Raw genomic sequence first — 13,603 nt, 5'->3', positions numbered from 1 at the left:
GGCCGGTTGGCTAATAAAACAAAGGGGGCCATTTTTAGCCGTATGCTGCGTTTTTATCAGGCTGAGCCAGGGACAACTTCAAGACGAACTACTGGATGGCCGCTGGCTACAGCGTTTTTTATTGCTGTAGATAAATCGCCCGAGCGTCAGGCACAGCGCCTGCATGGCCGCTTTCTCTTTCTCCCTGAACTTTTGCTGCCTGGCGATGCTCATTTTTTACGCCTGAGGCGGCGTTTCGCAAAAATTATCAACAGAATTAGGGCGTTTCACCGCAACGGTAGCGCTTTTCAGAGCGATTTATACTTTTTTATGCACAGGTAATCCCCATTTTCTGTGGATAAAAGTGGCCAGCAAGCGTATGGTGTGGTCGAAAATTCGACCAGTTGATAAGTATGGCCAGGCTTATAGTATCTTTTTGAATTTAATGGCTAAATACGCTTAAAGCCTTCTTGAGAAAGCTTTACTACTCCAAAACACCCCGTATATGGATAAAATAGCTATGGCTGACTTTTTACGATTTGTGCATACGCCCAGGATGAGCCTGGGGAGCGGCACCTTATCGTAGGTAAATTTTGATAAAAGTTATTATTCAGTAATGTAATGGAAGTATTGTTATAAGTTTCGGTCGGATTTATCAGGCAAAAAACAATAAGATGCTTTCATCTGAATCTGGCAGTGAGAATAAGATTTTTTGCGCGGCGTATCGGTACTCTGCGGGATTAATCTTATTTTGGCTTAGGTAAATACTTAGAACAATTTCTGACAGGGAAAAAGGCGAGATGAAAAATTTAATAGTATTGCTGGCATTGGCCGTAAGCGGGTCGGTTTATGCTGATGGCGTGACTACATTAAGAATTGCCGATCAGAAAGGCAATATGCGCGCGCAGCTTGAGGCCTCCGGCTTGCTTAAAAACCTGCCTTTCCATATTGAATGGGCGGAATTCCCGGCCGCCGCGCCGCTGGCGGAAGCGCTTAATGCCGGCGCGGTAGATGCAGGTATTATCGGCGACGCGCCGCTGTTATTTTCCATAGCGGCTGGCTCGCAGGTCAAGGCTATCGCCGTAGATAAATCTGACCCAATTGGAACAGCTATCGTGGTTAATAAGGATTCTACGCTGCACAGCGCGGCCGATCTTAAAGGAAAAAGTATCGGAACGGGGCGAGGCTCTATTGGCCATTTCGTGGCGTTGAAAGCGCTGGCACAGGCAGGGATTAAGGCAGAAGACGTGCGCTTTCGTTATCTTACGCCTGGCGACGCGAAAATCGCCCTGGCCAGCGGCGCGATAGATGCCTGGGCAACGTGGGATCCTTATACCGCGCTGGCGGAAACCTCCGGCATCGGCCGCGTACTGGTTAATGGCCAGGGATTGATCGCAGGTAACAGTTTTCTGGCTGCTACCGACAGCGCGCTCGGCAATGCGGAAAAACGCCAGGCATTACAGCAGTATGTGAATCTTCTGGCCCATGCTGAGCAGCTGGCCTACAACAATATTGACGGCTATTCGGCAACGCTGGCCCATATTATCGGTTTTCCTCAGCAGGCGGTAAAACTCTCATTCAGCCGCAGGAAAGCACACTGGCAGGCTATCGATCCCCAAACGGTGGCTCAGCAGCAGGCAACGGCCGATTTTTATCAGCAGCAGGGGCTGATCGCCAGGCCGCTACGGGTTGAGCCGACCTTTTATCGGGGCATAACCGTAGAGGCCGGTCAGCGTTAAGCTTGCCGATATTTTTCGGCCGGTGCTTACTTCTGCCGTGGCATGGCGCGGAGCAGTAAACAGCGTAATAATCATAGTGCCTGAACGGGCGCTTTAATGGTTTCACGCTTATACTGATAAATTCCTGTCATCCGCGGTAACTCATCCTCCCTGATGCACATTGTGTCGGCTGCCAGCCCGCTGAGTACGCGATATTCTCCGGCGTTATGCCTTTTGACATGGTTTAACTGTCTGTTTCAGTAAAACGGTGCTAATAAGAAATCATTCCTTTCGGAAACTGTTACACTCAAATAACAATAAAAATTCCAGGGATTTATTATGAAAAGCTCCCCGATTTTCGATGGAAAAAAAAGGCGTGCCTTTGCAATGATGAGGGCGAAAGGGATGTGGCACAGCACTTACGCTCCGCCGTGCCATCGTCTTTTGTGGAACCTTGGCTTCGAGGTGGCGCCGCCGCCTTTATCGCCTTTCATGACTAATCTATTCAGCTTTACGATTGTCTATACGCCATTCTGGGGGATCGTGATGTGGTTTGTGTTCTGGAAAGCACAGTATGTGGATTTACTCTCTGCTTCTATAACCATACTGAGCGCAGGCCTGTTGTTTAGCCTTGTGATGTCCGTTTTTCAGCTGTGGCGAAAGAAAGCTAATCACCTGCCTGAATGGGAACAGATATAGCGGCGTGGGTGAGGGAAGCGTGATTGCGCCTTTCCGCCAAATCCAGGCGACAGGGCGCATCGCGTTCCCCCAGCATTTTTGCCCGGCTGAGCCTCATTTATTTTCCTCTGTCAGGCCGTACTCGCGAACGGCTCATCAAAAATCGCCTTCCTGAAAATGCTTTCCCAGCCGTCCTGTTCAAACGACACCGGCGGGGAAGCTTTGTTGCCCTGATTAAATTATCGGCGTTTCGATGACGGATCTGTCCTGAACCGTACATTTTTCCGGCAACTCTAATCTGGTTGCGCTACGTGAATTCTGTGGGATGTGCAGGGGTAATATGCTGCAGAATTTACATAGCGCGATCGTTTTTATCGATCCTGATGTTTATAAAATAGCCCGATCCCGATCGCCCTGGATCCCATTGTTCTTCTTCAGGCGGATCGCCTGCTTTTTCTGGATTCATATAATGCCCATTATATGAATTTAGTAAGAAAGGATCGCAGCTGTATGTGTTCAGAATGACGCCGTTAACGAATATCGCACGCTTTGGCTACACGTGAAAAGCGATTTTATTTTATGCGGCGATGCCCAGTCGATCGGCACTTTGCTCTGGTCGATCCCGAACAAAGCGCCGATCGATTCGTCCTGGCAACCGGCGGGAAGGTTGAGAAAGCCGCGCCGTTGCCGGTATTTATTACGGGCGAACCACCGACTGTCGACGCTGATTTTCGCGGAGAAATGCCAGTACCAGCCCCAGCCACAGCAGGCCGCAGGTAAGGTTTACCAGACTGAATCCTCGGCTGCCGACGCTGAAGTAAGAGGCCTTTGCGGCTTCAATTCCCAGAGCAAAAACCAGGATAGTGACCATGCCAACCATTGCCGCCACGCTTCCTTTTCCGGCGCTGCTGGAAAACAGCGTCATGCGGTAAAGCCCGGCGCTGACCAGACCAGTCCCGAAACCGTAAATGCTTAGCCCGGCCGTCAGCCACAGGTAGCTGTGCTCGTTAAGGGTGGTGGCGACCGCCGCCATGGCTAACCCGCTGACGACAGGCCAGGCACCCAGGCGCAGCGGCTGCGCAATAGATACACGGCTGGCAAGTCGGCTTAGCGTGAAATTGCCGGCAATCATGGCCATAAAGACCGGCAGTTGCAGCAGCGCATACCCCATGCGGCTAAGCCCGCTATCATGAATAAGGATCACTGGTGATAAAGCCACCCACGAAAGACAAGGGATAGTCACTAACCCTATTGCCAGGGATCCGCTCATCACCTGACGATCTTGCAGAAGCGCAAAATAGCCTTTACCAATCGACTTCAGCGAGAGCGGTGTTCCTTTGTCGCCAGCGGTTTCAGGCATAGCCTGCCACAGTCCGACCAGCGCAATCGCCGACAGGCCGCCAAACAGCCAGAACATAGTGCGCCAGTCGCCCACCGAGAGAAAAGCAGCGCCTGCCAGCGGCCCGGCTAACGGCGCCAGTAAAGCGACGTTTGCCATCAATGCCATTATCTTCACGCTGAGTGATTCATTAAACGCTTCCTGTACGGCGGCGTAGCCGACCGAGCCGATAAAACACAGGCTAATTCCCTGCAGAAAGCGCAGTAACACAAATTGTTCAATGCTTTGTACCCAATGCGTAGCCACACAGGTGAGCATAAAAAAAGCCACGCCGGAGAGTAATACCGGACGGCGCCCAACCCGATCGGAAAGCGGCCCGAGCAGCCATTGCAGCATCAGGCCTCCGATAAGATAGGCAGTCAGTGAGGTGGAGACCCACTCAGGGCCGACGGCAAATTCCTGGGTGACCAGCAGCATGCCGGGCTGGATCATGTCGTGGGCTATATAGGTTGCAAACTCAAATAACACCAGCGACAGCGGGAAAATCAGGTGTCGGCGAGTCAACTGCGATAGGGGGTGATAAAGAGCCATCTGTATACTGTCCCGGAATAAAAAAAGGAAAACGCGGCCGCCAGAGCTGTCGCGTCAGTAAAGCTTTTGTTAAGGCAAACAATGGGGTCGTTAACGCCAGCGCGCTATCGGGTTGATCAGCGTTCCGGCAAATTTAAGATTTTCAGCCGGATCGGAGAGATTGATCATCTGTTGATTATTTGCCAACTGCAGACGATTCAGACAGGAGCGGGTAAACTCCGGCGCAAACATGTCGTAGCGAGAAAATTTCTCTGCGAATTGAGGATGTGCCTGTTGATAGTCTTTAACGCACTGTGCCACTGCCTGCCAGAATTCTTCCTCCGGCAAGGTGCCCGATTCATGCAGGATCGCACTGATAAAGCGGAAGATGCAGTCAAAAACATCCGTAAAGATCGATAACAGTTTGAGGTTTTCCGGCACGTCCACCGCCAGTCGCTGTACCTTGTCAGGGAGAACCGCATCGGGATCCATTACGGCAATTTCTTCGCCGATATCTTTCATACAGGCGCTAACCGGAACATTGTTTTCTAACAGCATAATCAGGTTTTCGCCGTGCGGCATAAATACCAAATCGTACTGATAAAAGCAGTGCAGAAGGGGGCTGAGATAGCAGGTCAGATAGCGTGATACCCACTCTTTAGCCGGTAAACCGGAATCGGCTATCAGTGCCGGCAGCAGGGCTTGCTGATGATGGTCTCTGTGCAGGAAAGACGCCATAGTCATCAGACGCTGGCCGGGCTTCAGGCTGGCGGCCGGGTTATCCCTCCACAGCGCGGCAAACATCTTTTTATAAGCGGAATCGCCCTTGATAGCCTGCTCGTAATAGCGGTTGTGATAACCCACTGCCGCCACTTCACGCAGGATGCGAAAATCGCAGCGTTGCAGCCATGCATCACCGACAACCAGCTTTTCCAGCCACTCGTTAATCGCTGGCGTGGTAGCCATATAGTAAGGCGACAGGCCGCGCATAAAACCCATATTAAGCACGGACAAAGCCGTTTTAACATAACGTTTGCCGGGCTGGCTGCGATTAAAGAAAGTGCGAATAGACTGCTGGGCCTGATAGCTATCGTCGCCGCTGCCCAGATAGACAATATCGTTATTCGCAATATCTGCCGCAAAAACGGTCAGCAACTTGTTTTGCCACTGCCATGGATGAACGGGCATGAAAATGTATTCATCAGCCGACAGCCCTTTTTTAATCAGTTGCTGGGTAAAGTGCTCCACGGTTTTTTCCCCCAGCTCATCGCGCATCAGCTGCTCGTAGCTCAGGTTGCTCAGGCTGGAGAAATGGGCATTGCGTTGGTGAACCGCTACCCAGATGAGCCTGACAGGCGTAGCGGCCTCTGGCGCAAAAGCAAGATAGTCACGGGCATCAAAGCCAATACGGCCATTGTTGGCAACAAAGCAGGGATGACCTTCGGTCATGGAGGCTTCAACAGTCTGGAAATCCGCTTTTACCAGCGCCTGACTGTCAGGCTGGTTTTTTTGTAGCTTGAAAACGCTGCTGCACAGCGTGCTGCTAATCTCTTCCATATATGTTGCCAGCAGCGCCTGTGGGATGCCAATCTGTTGGTTAAACTCAACGATAAACTGCAGCGCATCCAGCGGCAGAGCACGACCATTCTCCTGTTTGCTCAGCGACTCAACCTCAATTTCCCAATGATCCAGCGCAAGGCGCATCGCCCGGAAATGATAAGTTAATTCGCTTCCCGGTACGGACAACATATAGCGGCAATCACCCGTTTCAACAGGCGTTACGATTTTTTCATGAGCAAATTCGGCAATAGCTTTGCGGATCAGCAAACGGTTAGCCTGGGTCCAGTTATCGCACGTCAGATGAGCGCCGTTCAGCAGTGAGGTCGTTTCAGTGGTCATATTCAGCTGTTCCTGCAGTAGAGCGTGTTGGTAATCTTCCCGCTGGCAAAAGGCCAGCCAGGCCGTTTTGTGTCCCATATCAATGGTTTGCTGATAACGAAAACCCGCACGCTTGTTTAGCACATGAATTTTGTCGTTACGTACGTCTGGCTCAACCACTACGCGGTTCACTTCCGGTCGGCTGAACATGTAATCCATCACCAGGGTGAAAACCTGCCAGCTGAAATCCCTGACCGGCTGGCTGGCAGGGGCGATCAAAATATGCATGCCATAGTCGTCCGGCGCGGCAGGATAAAACTTACCTACCTCATCGTCGCTGGCGCGGTAGCATTCGATCAGGAACACAGGCCGATCGTCGCAACAGCCGATCAGCGCTGCGTGCGGATCGGAGGACGTTAAATCCTGGTAAAAAGCGGCAACCTGCTCAGGGCTATGTGTCTGCATCCCCCAGAAGCGCGCATATTCACGCGTAACCCAGCTATGGATCAACACAGCGTCTTCTGCGCGCATAGGCCGGAGGCTGAACGTGCCGGCCGGACGGTCGGCGCTAAAAATTGTAGGCGATGACATGTTATCGCTCCGTTTGTGCAGGAAAGGTCTGGAAGGCAATTTGCCGTTCGATCGGATAGACTTCTCGCCCGGTCAGCTCACGCAGCAAAACCGAGTTGCGATAGCAGGCCATACCCAGATCGGGCGTTACGAACCCATGGGTATGAAGCTCGGCGTTCTGCACAAAGATCTGGTTATGCTTATCGATACTGTAGTTGCGCTGAACATCATAACGACCCTTTTCATCCCAGCGCAGACGCTGAGTCACGCCTTCAAGAAACGCCGGCGGACGATACTGATAGCCGGTAGCCACAACCAACCCTTCGGTGCGCCGGGTAAATGTGCAATCCTGCTCCTGCTGATGCAGCGATAGTTCGAATTCTCCCTGCGGCAGCCAGCGCATATCCGTCAGCGCCGAGTGGGTAAACAGATTCACGTCCAGTTCGCCGTCAAGCTGCTTGATGTACAGCAGATCGTAAATGTCGTTGATAAGACTGCTGTTGATACCTTTATAGAGGTTCTTATGGCGGGCATTCAGTTCGTCGCGCTTGCCCGGCGGCAAATCATGGAAATAGTCCACCCATTCAGGCGAGGTCATCTCCAGCGTCAGTTTGGTATATTCCAGCGGATAAAAACGCGGCGCGCGGGTGATCCAGTTGAGCTGGTAACCAAAGCGATCGATTTCAGTGAGCAGATCGTAATAAATTTCTGCGGCGCTCTGTCCGCTGCCCAACACGGTTATCGAACGTTTTTTCTGCAGCTCTGCTTTGTTCAGCAGATATTCGCTGGAATGCGTAAGGCGCTGGCGGTGCGGAATACTACATTCGGGTAACCAGGCGGTAGGGCCCGTGCCAAGGATCAGACGGCGCGCGAACCATTCATGCCGTGTGCCGCTGCGGGTATCGGTGGCGGAAATACGGTAGGCGCCCGTTTCTTCGTCGTAGCTGACATAATCAACATGCGTATTCCAGCGCAGATTGCTGAGTCGCGAACAGGCCCACTGGCAGTACTGATTATACTCTTTGCGCATCAGGAAGAAGTCTTCCCGAATATAGAATGAGTATATCTTTCCTTTTTCCTTCATGTAGTTAAGCAAACTGTAAGGGCTGGTAGGATCGGCCAGGGTCACCAGATCGGCCATAAAGGGCGTTTGCAAATGCGCGTTTTCCAGCATCATGCCGGTGTGCCAGTCAAATCCCGGATTCCGATCGAGGAAGAAGCCGTTCAGGCCTTCAACCGGTTCACTAAGACAGGCCAGCCCCAGGTTGAAAGGGCCAATACCAATACCGATAAAATCGTAAACAGTCTTATTCATTTTAACGCTCTCACTGGTTTGCCGGGGTCAATAGAGAAAGCCGCATCTGCTCCCGCCCGTAATACGCAATCAGGCTGACCACGTCTTCGAGGTCAGCAGGGGTGGTGGTGGGATTTAACAGGGTAAATTTCAGATACTGACGTCCTTCTACTTTGGTACCGGCAACGACGGCATTTCCGGAACGGAACAGCGCCTTACGAATCGCTACATTAATGTCATCAATTTGTGCCTCGCTCATCGCTGACTCGGGAACGTAGCGGAAAATCTGCGTGGTCAACTCGGGCGCATGGAGCACCTCGATAGCGGGATGTTGGTTCAGCAGCTGATGGGCGATTTGCGTCAGGTTGATAATGCTGTCGAAAGCTTCGCCCAGCATGCGCGGCCCCATGATGCGCAGCGTCAGCCACATCTTCAGGGCATCGAAACGACGCGTAGTCTGAATGCTTTTATTGACCAGGTTTGGCGTGCCTTCCTGCTGGGCGCTTAACGGATTAAGGTAGTCAGCATGGTGGGTAACGTGCTTCAGATGTTTGCGGTTACGCACGAAGAAAGCGCCGCAGCTGACGCTTTGAAAGAACGATTTGTGATAGTCGACGGTCACCGAGTCGGCCTGTTCAATACCGTTCAGGCGGTGGCGATGATTTTCTGATACCAGCAGGCCGCAGCCATAGGCAGCGTCAACATGCATCCATAAGCCGTGATGTTGGCAAAGGCCCGCTATCTGCTGAAGCGGATCGATACTGCCAAAATCGGTGGTGCCGCTGGTGGCAACAACGGCGATCGGGATTAATCCCTGTTCATGGCAGCGCAGGATCTCCTGTTCAAGCTGTTTCGCGTCCATGCGGTAATGTGCATCGTAATCAACGGGGATAACGGCGTCATAACCCAATCCAAGGATCGCCATCGACTTTTGAATGCTGAAATGGCTGAGTTTTGAAGTGAATACTCGCCACTTAGCAGCATCTTCAGGCAGCCCCCGCTGTTTAATAAGGTGGCCGGGATGATGGGCTTCACACCAGCTGTCTCGTGCCAGAAGCATGGCCATCAAATTAGACTGGGTACCGCCGCTGGTAAAAATCCCATCCGATTCAGCAGGCAGGCCAATACGGCCCAGGGTCCAGTCAATAACTTTTTGCTCAATCAGCGTGCCGCCTGCGCTTTGATCCCAGGTATCTACCGAGCTGTTTACGGCGGCCATGATCTGCTCAGCCATAAGAGAAGGCATGACCAGCGGACAGTTGAGATGCGCCAGGTATTTAGGATGATGGAACCAGACAGCGTCACGGAGGTAGAGCTGGCTAAGCTCTGCCAGCGCCTCTTCGTTACTGCCCAGCGGGCGATCCAAATCGACCTCGCTGAACGCTGTGGCCAGCTCATGGGGAAGGATGCCGCTAAATGGCTTCTCAACGGCCTCCAGTGTTCTGGACATTAGCGCCAGCACGTCCTGGGTTTGCTGATTCCAGGCAGGCAGCTGCTGGTTATTGAAAATGTATTTTTCAGGGCTGCTAACATCACCGACAGCAGAAGAGGGGACTGATTGAGCGAATGAGCGTAAGACCATATTTAGTTCCTGTACTTTAAGACGCAAAGACTCTGCCTACGTTAACCAGGCAGGATTACCAGCTCGAAAATTCCAATAAAAATCAAGAGATGCAAAAAGGAGAAACACCTTAAAAAACAGGGAGTCATGCTTACTCGTTGTAAAGACAATATCCCGCGTGCAACCCATAGGTTAAATTACTGTTAACAGCTTTTGTTTGAATGCGATTATAAATAACAATCATTATCATTCAACATTTTTGGCGGTACAAATCACCCGTCTCACTATCTGATGCTAAAAGTGTGATGCAAATCACATTAAGCGGCGGCAAAAGACGAATTTTCTTAGGAATAATCTGAAGGGAAAGGGCCGGAAGGACGGTGAAGGATAAGGCCGTTTTGAACAATTCGGGCATAAGTGCACAGAGCATGCGACAAACGCAGCCTGGTACTGTCGAAATACACCTGGCAAAGCGGCGTGTTAAACGATCGGGCGAAAACGGAAAAAACCAGCGGGTGATACGAAGTCGGTCAGCGCGGCCACAGCCGCTGTAATGAACAGAAAAAACCAGCGTGTGTTACGAAGTCGGTCAGCGCGTTCGCAGCCGCTGAGCTGAGTTCAGGAATGTTCATCTTTGCGGGAGAGGGGGCGCTTCGCGTGTTGGCGGCAGCGTTCAGAACAATATTGCACCTCGTCCCAGCACTTCTCCCATTTTTTACGCCATGTCATTGGCTTATTACAATATTTGCAGAAACGCACCGGCAACGTTTTTTTATTGCCTTTAAATACTTTCATTTTTTCATCCGCTTTTACCGGTTAAGACGACTTGCCCAGATCGCGTAGCCGCCATTCCAGCCACTGATCCAGCTCTGCCTCTGGCAACGGCCTGGCATAAAAATAGTCCTGTTCCTGGTTACTGCCATATTCTGTTAACGCCGTATCCGCCTCCCCATTCTCCACCAGTACGGTGTAATCCAGCTCCTTCAGCATGGTTACAATACTGCGGGAAATGATCCGTGAAGAGGTATCCGAGGAAATATTTCGGATCAAAGATCGATCGATTTTTATTGCATCACGTGGCATACGTCGCAGATAGCTGATATTGCGGTAGCCTGTGACAAAATCATCCAGTGAAATACCAAACCCCCTGAGTTTTAACATTTCCATCCCACTCAGTGCCGCCGGGTTCTCAAGCATACGTTCGGTCTCGAGGCATTCAATGCCGAGCAGGGCATTAGGCAGTTTCTCTTTCAGCATTTTATTTTCCAGCATGGTAGCAAAGCCTTTATGCGAGAAGTCGCGTGCGCTGACATTAATGATTATCGGTAACTGAATATGGCTGTTTTTCAGTCTTGCCAGCCGGCTAATCACGCGATCTGTCATCCAGTTCGTCAGGACGGATAATAACTGCCCCTGTTCAGCCTGTGGGACAAAAAAAGCAGGAGAGAGCTCGCCCCGAGTGGGGTGGCGCCAGCGGATAAGCGCCTCCAGCCCGACAGGCTTACCGCTGTGCAGACAAATTCTGGGCTGCCAGGCCAGCCATAGCCCCTGGCCTTCCCGCAGCGCAGAAGCCAGATCGCTGATCAGCGCAGGATCCTGCGTATGCCGTTCATTGACCACCTCAACAAAATGGAGCGATGACAAACCGCGTGCGATAGCTTCATGCAGCGCGCTGACTGCGCGGCGGAGTATCTCCTGGGCAGCGACCTCCCCTGGAATAAAGTCCGTCTCGCCCGTAAAAATTGTTAGCGCGATAGCAAGACCGTCGCCCAGATCGACGCTAATTCCCTCCAGCTTTTCGACGACCCGCTCAGCGCTGAGGTGGCTGCCCTGACGTGTCAACAGGGCAATACGGCCGGTGGCAACCGTATAAAGCCTGTCACCTGCTGCCAGCCTCAGACGGAGTGGCAGCAGCGTCGCCACATCTTTAAGCAGATTTTCTACCGGCCCCATGCCCATTGAGCGTGCAAGTTCGCAGGCGCGAGGCATATCAATACAGTCAATAATGATTAACCGACGCGACGTCTGATTCTCTGCTGCGGTCAGGTTTTGCAGATCCTGGATAAGGCGCTGACGATTAGGCAGAGCGGTAACCGGATCGGTAAAACTGGCGGAATTTAATGCTTCAAGGAAAGAGATCACCAGGGCAGCCAGCATTCTGAGCGTGGTAATTTGGCTGGCGCTAAAAGGATGGGGCTTCGTGTCGGTTACGCACAGCGTGCCGACCACAATCCCTTCGCTATTTTTTAGCGGCACGCCAGCGTAAAAGCGGATATACGGCGCCCCGATGACCAGAGAATGAGTGGCAAACCGAATATCGAGCAGGGTATCAGGCACCACAACCGGATTATCGCTGTCTACCACGTGACGACACAGCGACTCTTCGCGAGAAGAGTGTGACAGGGAAAAATTGTGGGAAGCGCGAACGTACTGAGTATCATCATCCAGTACGGAGATAAAGCTACCCGGAATGCCCAGCGTCTGGCTGGAAAGCTGAACAAATTTCCTGAGCACCTCATCCCTGCTTTCATCAGCGCTAAGGAGAGCCTGTAATGCACGGAGACGAGGGCCGTTATTGCTGTCACTGTTTATAATCATTGGGGCCTCAGCGCCAGCCTGACTCTGGTGCAAATTAAGCATTAAAATAAAGCGGGGAAAATATAACGACTTAGAAGTATATTGCCGCAAAAAAATAGATCTACTTTAAATCATAGCCCTGACAGGGGGTGTGTGTCACTTTTAATTTCTTTAATGAAAAAATCACGCCTTATCGATATAACAATTGAATCACAGGTGTCTTTTCCTTTTTTTCTCGGGCAATTGAAAAAAAAGAGATGCCGTTTGATTTAAAATCTGAGGCAGGCGCTTTTGCTCTGGGAAATGCCAGAATTACCGTGGTTTTAACATTACCGGCAATAAAATTCATTTTTAACACCGCGACTCCGGCTGGGTAATTTTTCTATTTTTTGTGGGTACATCCGGCAGGCCTTAGGGCACGCTAAGTCAGGCATAGCAGATGCGTACAATAACCAAGGAAAAAGGGAATTTTATCAATCAGGCTAATCAATAACCGGCCAGGCTGGGAGTATAAGGCCAAATTCTGATTACATCGTTATCGTTTTGGGACCAGTGTCGATCCCAGCGACGCCTACGCTGCGGCCAGCAAGGGCCCTGAACGCCAGAGGATTGGCAAAAGATCGGGCATTGTGTTTCGCCGTAAATTCAGAGACTATTCGCGCGCCGTTTTTATCAGATAAGATATCGCCTGCATGATAACTATTTCTCAAATAAAGCATTTTATAAAAAGATTCTGGCCGCGCCCGGTGGTAGTGGCACCCCGCCAGATAATCCTTTCCAGCCTGGGGGCTTTCACCGGTTTGCTGTTCGCCAGCCTGTTCAGCCACTGGACGCTGGGCGAAGTTAACGTCTGGTTTATTGCGCCAATGGGTGCCTCCGCCGTTCTGCTGTTTGCTGCATCTAACAGCCCGCTGGCTCAGCCATGGTCAGTAATAGGTGGTAATTTTGTATCAGCATTAACCGGCCTGACCGTCGCGCACTATATTGAACAGCCCGTGATTGGGGCTGCACTCGCTGCTGGCCTGTCCGTGGTGCTGATGTTTAAGCTGCGCTGTCTTCATCCCCCGGGCGGCGCAATAGCGTTGACTGCAGTGATGGGCAGCCACGCGGCAGGAATGAGTGGCTACCATTTCGCTTTTGTCCCGGTGCTGCTTAATTCAGTCTCGCTGACGTTTGTGGCCATCCTTTTCAATAATCTGATCGGTCGTCGTTACCCGCATACGCTTTCTGCCGCTGAAACCTTGCCAAAACCCGTACAGATGGATGTGGCCATTTCACGGCAGGATCTGCACGAAGCGTTAATGAAAGGGGAGTTCCTTGATATAGATGAAGAGGATCTACAGCAGGTGTTACAACAGGCCGAAAACATTGCGTTAGCTCGCCAGGCAGGAAAAATGGTGATCCACCAGGCTGCTTCAGAAAGAAAAAGCTAAGCATCG

The 13,603-nt window shown here is 51.5% G+C and carries 11 protein-coding genes; 3 read left to right on the top strand and 8 right to left on the bottom strand.

What is annotated here, in order from left to right; genetic code table 11:
- Positions 1-78: 78 nt before the first annotated feature.
- Positions 79-213, bottom strand: a complete 135-nt coding sequence (locus QZH36_RS02165; protein ID WP_301250822.1) for a hypothetical protein — start codon at positions 211-213, stop codon at positions 79-81.
- 566 nt (positions 214-779) lie between these two features.
- On the opposite strand from QZH36_RS02165, the gene QZH36_RS02160 reads away from it, so the two are divergent.
- Positions 780-1,718 carry an ABC transporter substrate-binding protein gene (locus QZH36_RS02160; RefSeq protein WP_253454164.1) on the top strand — a complete coding sequence of 313 codons (939 nt, stop codon included), beginning with the start codon at positions 780-782 and terminating at the stop codon, positions 1,716-1,718.
- 318 nt (positions 1,719-2,036) lie between these two features.
- Positions 2,037-2,396, top strand: coding sequence for a DUF6404 family protein (locus tag QZH36_RS02155; RefSeq protein WP_253454162.1), 360 nt, complete (start codon positions 2,037-2,039; stop codon positions 2,394-2,396).
- A 676-nt stretch (positions 2,397-3,072) separates the two neighbouring features.
- Here the strand turns inward: QZH36_RS02155 and QZH36_RS02150 are convergent.
- The 7 genes from QZH36_RS02150 to QZH36_RS02120 all read right to left on the bottom strand — a co-directional run bounded on the left by QZH36_RS02150 (position 3,073) and on the right by QZH36_RS02120 (position 12,522).
- Positions 3,073-4,305 carry an MFS transporter gene (locus tag QZH36_RS02150; RefSeq protein ID WP_253454161.1) on the bottom strand — a complete coding sequence of 411 codons (1,233 nt, stop codon included), beginning with the start codon at positions 4,303-4,305 and terminating at the stop codon, positions 3,073-3,075.
- Between the two features lie 90 nt (positions 4,306-4,395).
- The gene (locus tag QZH36_RS02145) at positions 4,396-6,753 is read right to left on the bottom strand and encodes a GNAT family N-acetyltransferase (protein WP_301729551.1); all 2,358 of its coding nucleotides are present in this window, start codon (positions 6,751-6,753) and stop codon (positions 4,396-4,398) included.
- 1 nt (position 6,754) lies between these two features.
- Positions 6,755-8,047 (bottom strand): lysine N(6)-hydroxylase/L-ornithine N(5)-oxygenase family protein, encoded by a 1,293-nt coding sequence (locus QZH36_RS02140; RefSeq protein ID WP_253454157.1) that lies wholly within the window; start codon positions 8,045-8,047, stop codon positions 6,755-6,757.
- A gap of 10 nt (positions 8,048-8,057) precedes the next feature.
- Positions 8,058-9,608: a pyridoxal phosphate-dependent decarboxylase family protein gene (locus tag QZH36_RS02135; RefSeq protein ID WP_301250819.1), complete on the bottom strand. Its 1,551-nt coding sequence runs from the start codon at positions 9,606-9,608 to the stop codon at positions 8,058-8,060.
- Between the two features lie 597 nt (positions 9,609-10,205).
- The gene (locus QZH36_RS02130) at positions 10,206-10,382 is read right to left on the bottom strand and encodes a DUF2256 domain-containing protein (protein ID WP_253454153.1); all 177 of its coding nucleotides are present in this window, start codon (positions 10,380-10,382) and stop codon (positions 10,206-10,208) included.
- Between the two features lie 21 nt (positions 10,383-10,403).
- A complete protein-coding gene (locus QZH36_RS02125; protein WP_301250818.1) occupies positions 10,404-12,185 on the bottom strand; it encodes an EAL domain-containing protein in 1,782 nt (593 codons plus the stop codon).
- A 169-nt stretch (positions 12,186-12,354) separates the two neighbouring features.
- The gene (locus tag QZH36_RS02120; protein WP_301250817.1) at positions 12,355-12,522 is read right to left on the bottom strand and encodes a hypothetical protein; all 168 of its coding nucleotides are present in this window, start codon (positions 12,520-12,522) and stop codon (positions 12,355-12,357) included.
- Between the two features lie 334 nt (positions 12,523-12,856).
- Here QZH36_RS02120 and QZH36_RS02115 point away from each other — a divergent pair, with 334 nt between their 5' ends.
- Positions 12,857-13,597 carry an HPP family protein gene (locus QZH36_RS02115; protein WP_253454148.1) on the top strand — a complete coding sequence of 247 codons (741 nt, stop codon included), beginning with the start codon at positions 12,857-12,859 and terminating at the stop codon, positions 13,595-13,597.
- Positions 13,598-13,603 lie beyond the last annotated feature (6 nt).

It is taken from the genome of Erwinia wuhanensis (assembly GCF_030484085.1).
Lineage (GTDB): Bacteria > Pseudomonadota > Gammaproteobacteria > Enterobacterales > Enterobacteriaceae > Erwinia > Erwinia aeris.
The sequence above is the reverse complement of the archived record's forward strand: the minus strand, read 5'-3'. Positions and strand labels throughout refer to the sequence as shown.

Excerpts from the sequence above, each read along its gene's own strand:
- QZH36_RS02165 (WP_301250822.1), bottom strand. The coding sequence starts at position 213 with ATGAGCATCGCCAGGCAGCAAAAGTTCAGGGAGAAAGAGAAAGCGGCC.
- QZH36_RS02160 (WP_253454164.1), top strand. The coding sequence starts at position 780 with ATGAAAAATTTAATAGTATTGCTGGCATTGGCCGTAAGCGGGTCGGTT.
- QZH36_RS02155 (WP_253454162.1), top strand. The coding sequence starts at position 2,037 with ATGAAAAGCTCCCCGATTTTCGATGGAAAAAAAAGGCGTGCCTTTGCA.
- QZH36_RS02150 (WP_253454161.1), bottom strand. The coding sequence starts at position 4,305 with ATGGCTCTTTATCACCCCCTATCGCAGTTGACTCGCCGACACCTGATT.
- QZH36_RS02145 (WP_301729551.1), bottom strand. The coding sequence starts at position 6,753 with ATGTCATCGCCTACAATTTTTAGCGCCGACCGTCCGGCCGGCACGTTC.
- QZH36_RS02140 (WP_253454157.1), bottom strand. The coding sequence starts at position 8,047 with ATGAATAAGACTGTTTACGATTTTATCGGTATTGGTATTGGCCCTTTC.
- QZH36_RS02135 (WP_301250819.1), bottom strand. The coding sequence starts at position 9,608 with ATGGTCTTACGCTCATTCGCTCAATCAGTCCCCTCTTCTGCTGTCGGT.
- QZH36_RS02130 (WP_253454153.1), bottom strand. The coding sequence starts at position 10,382 with ATGAAAGTATTTAAAGGCAATAAAAAAACGTTGCCGGTGCGTTTCTGC.
- QZH36_RS02125 (WP_301250818.1), bottom strand. The coding sequence starts at position 12,185 with ATGATTATAAACAGTGACAGCAATAACGGCCCTCGTCTCCGTGCATTA.
- QZH36_RS02115 (WP_253454148.1), top strand. The coding sequence starts at position 12,857 with ATGATAACTATTTCTCAAATAAAGCATTTTATAAAAAGATTCTGGCCG.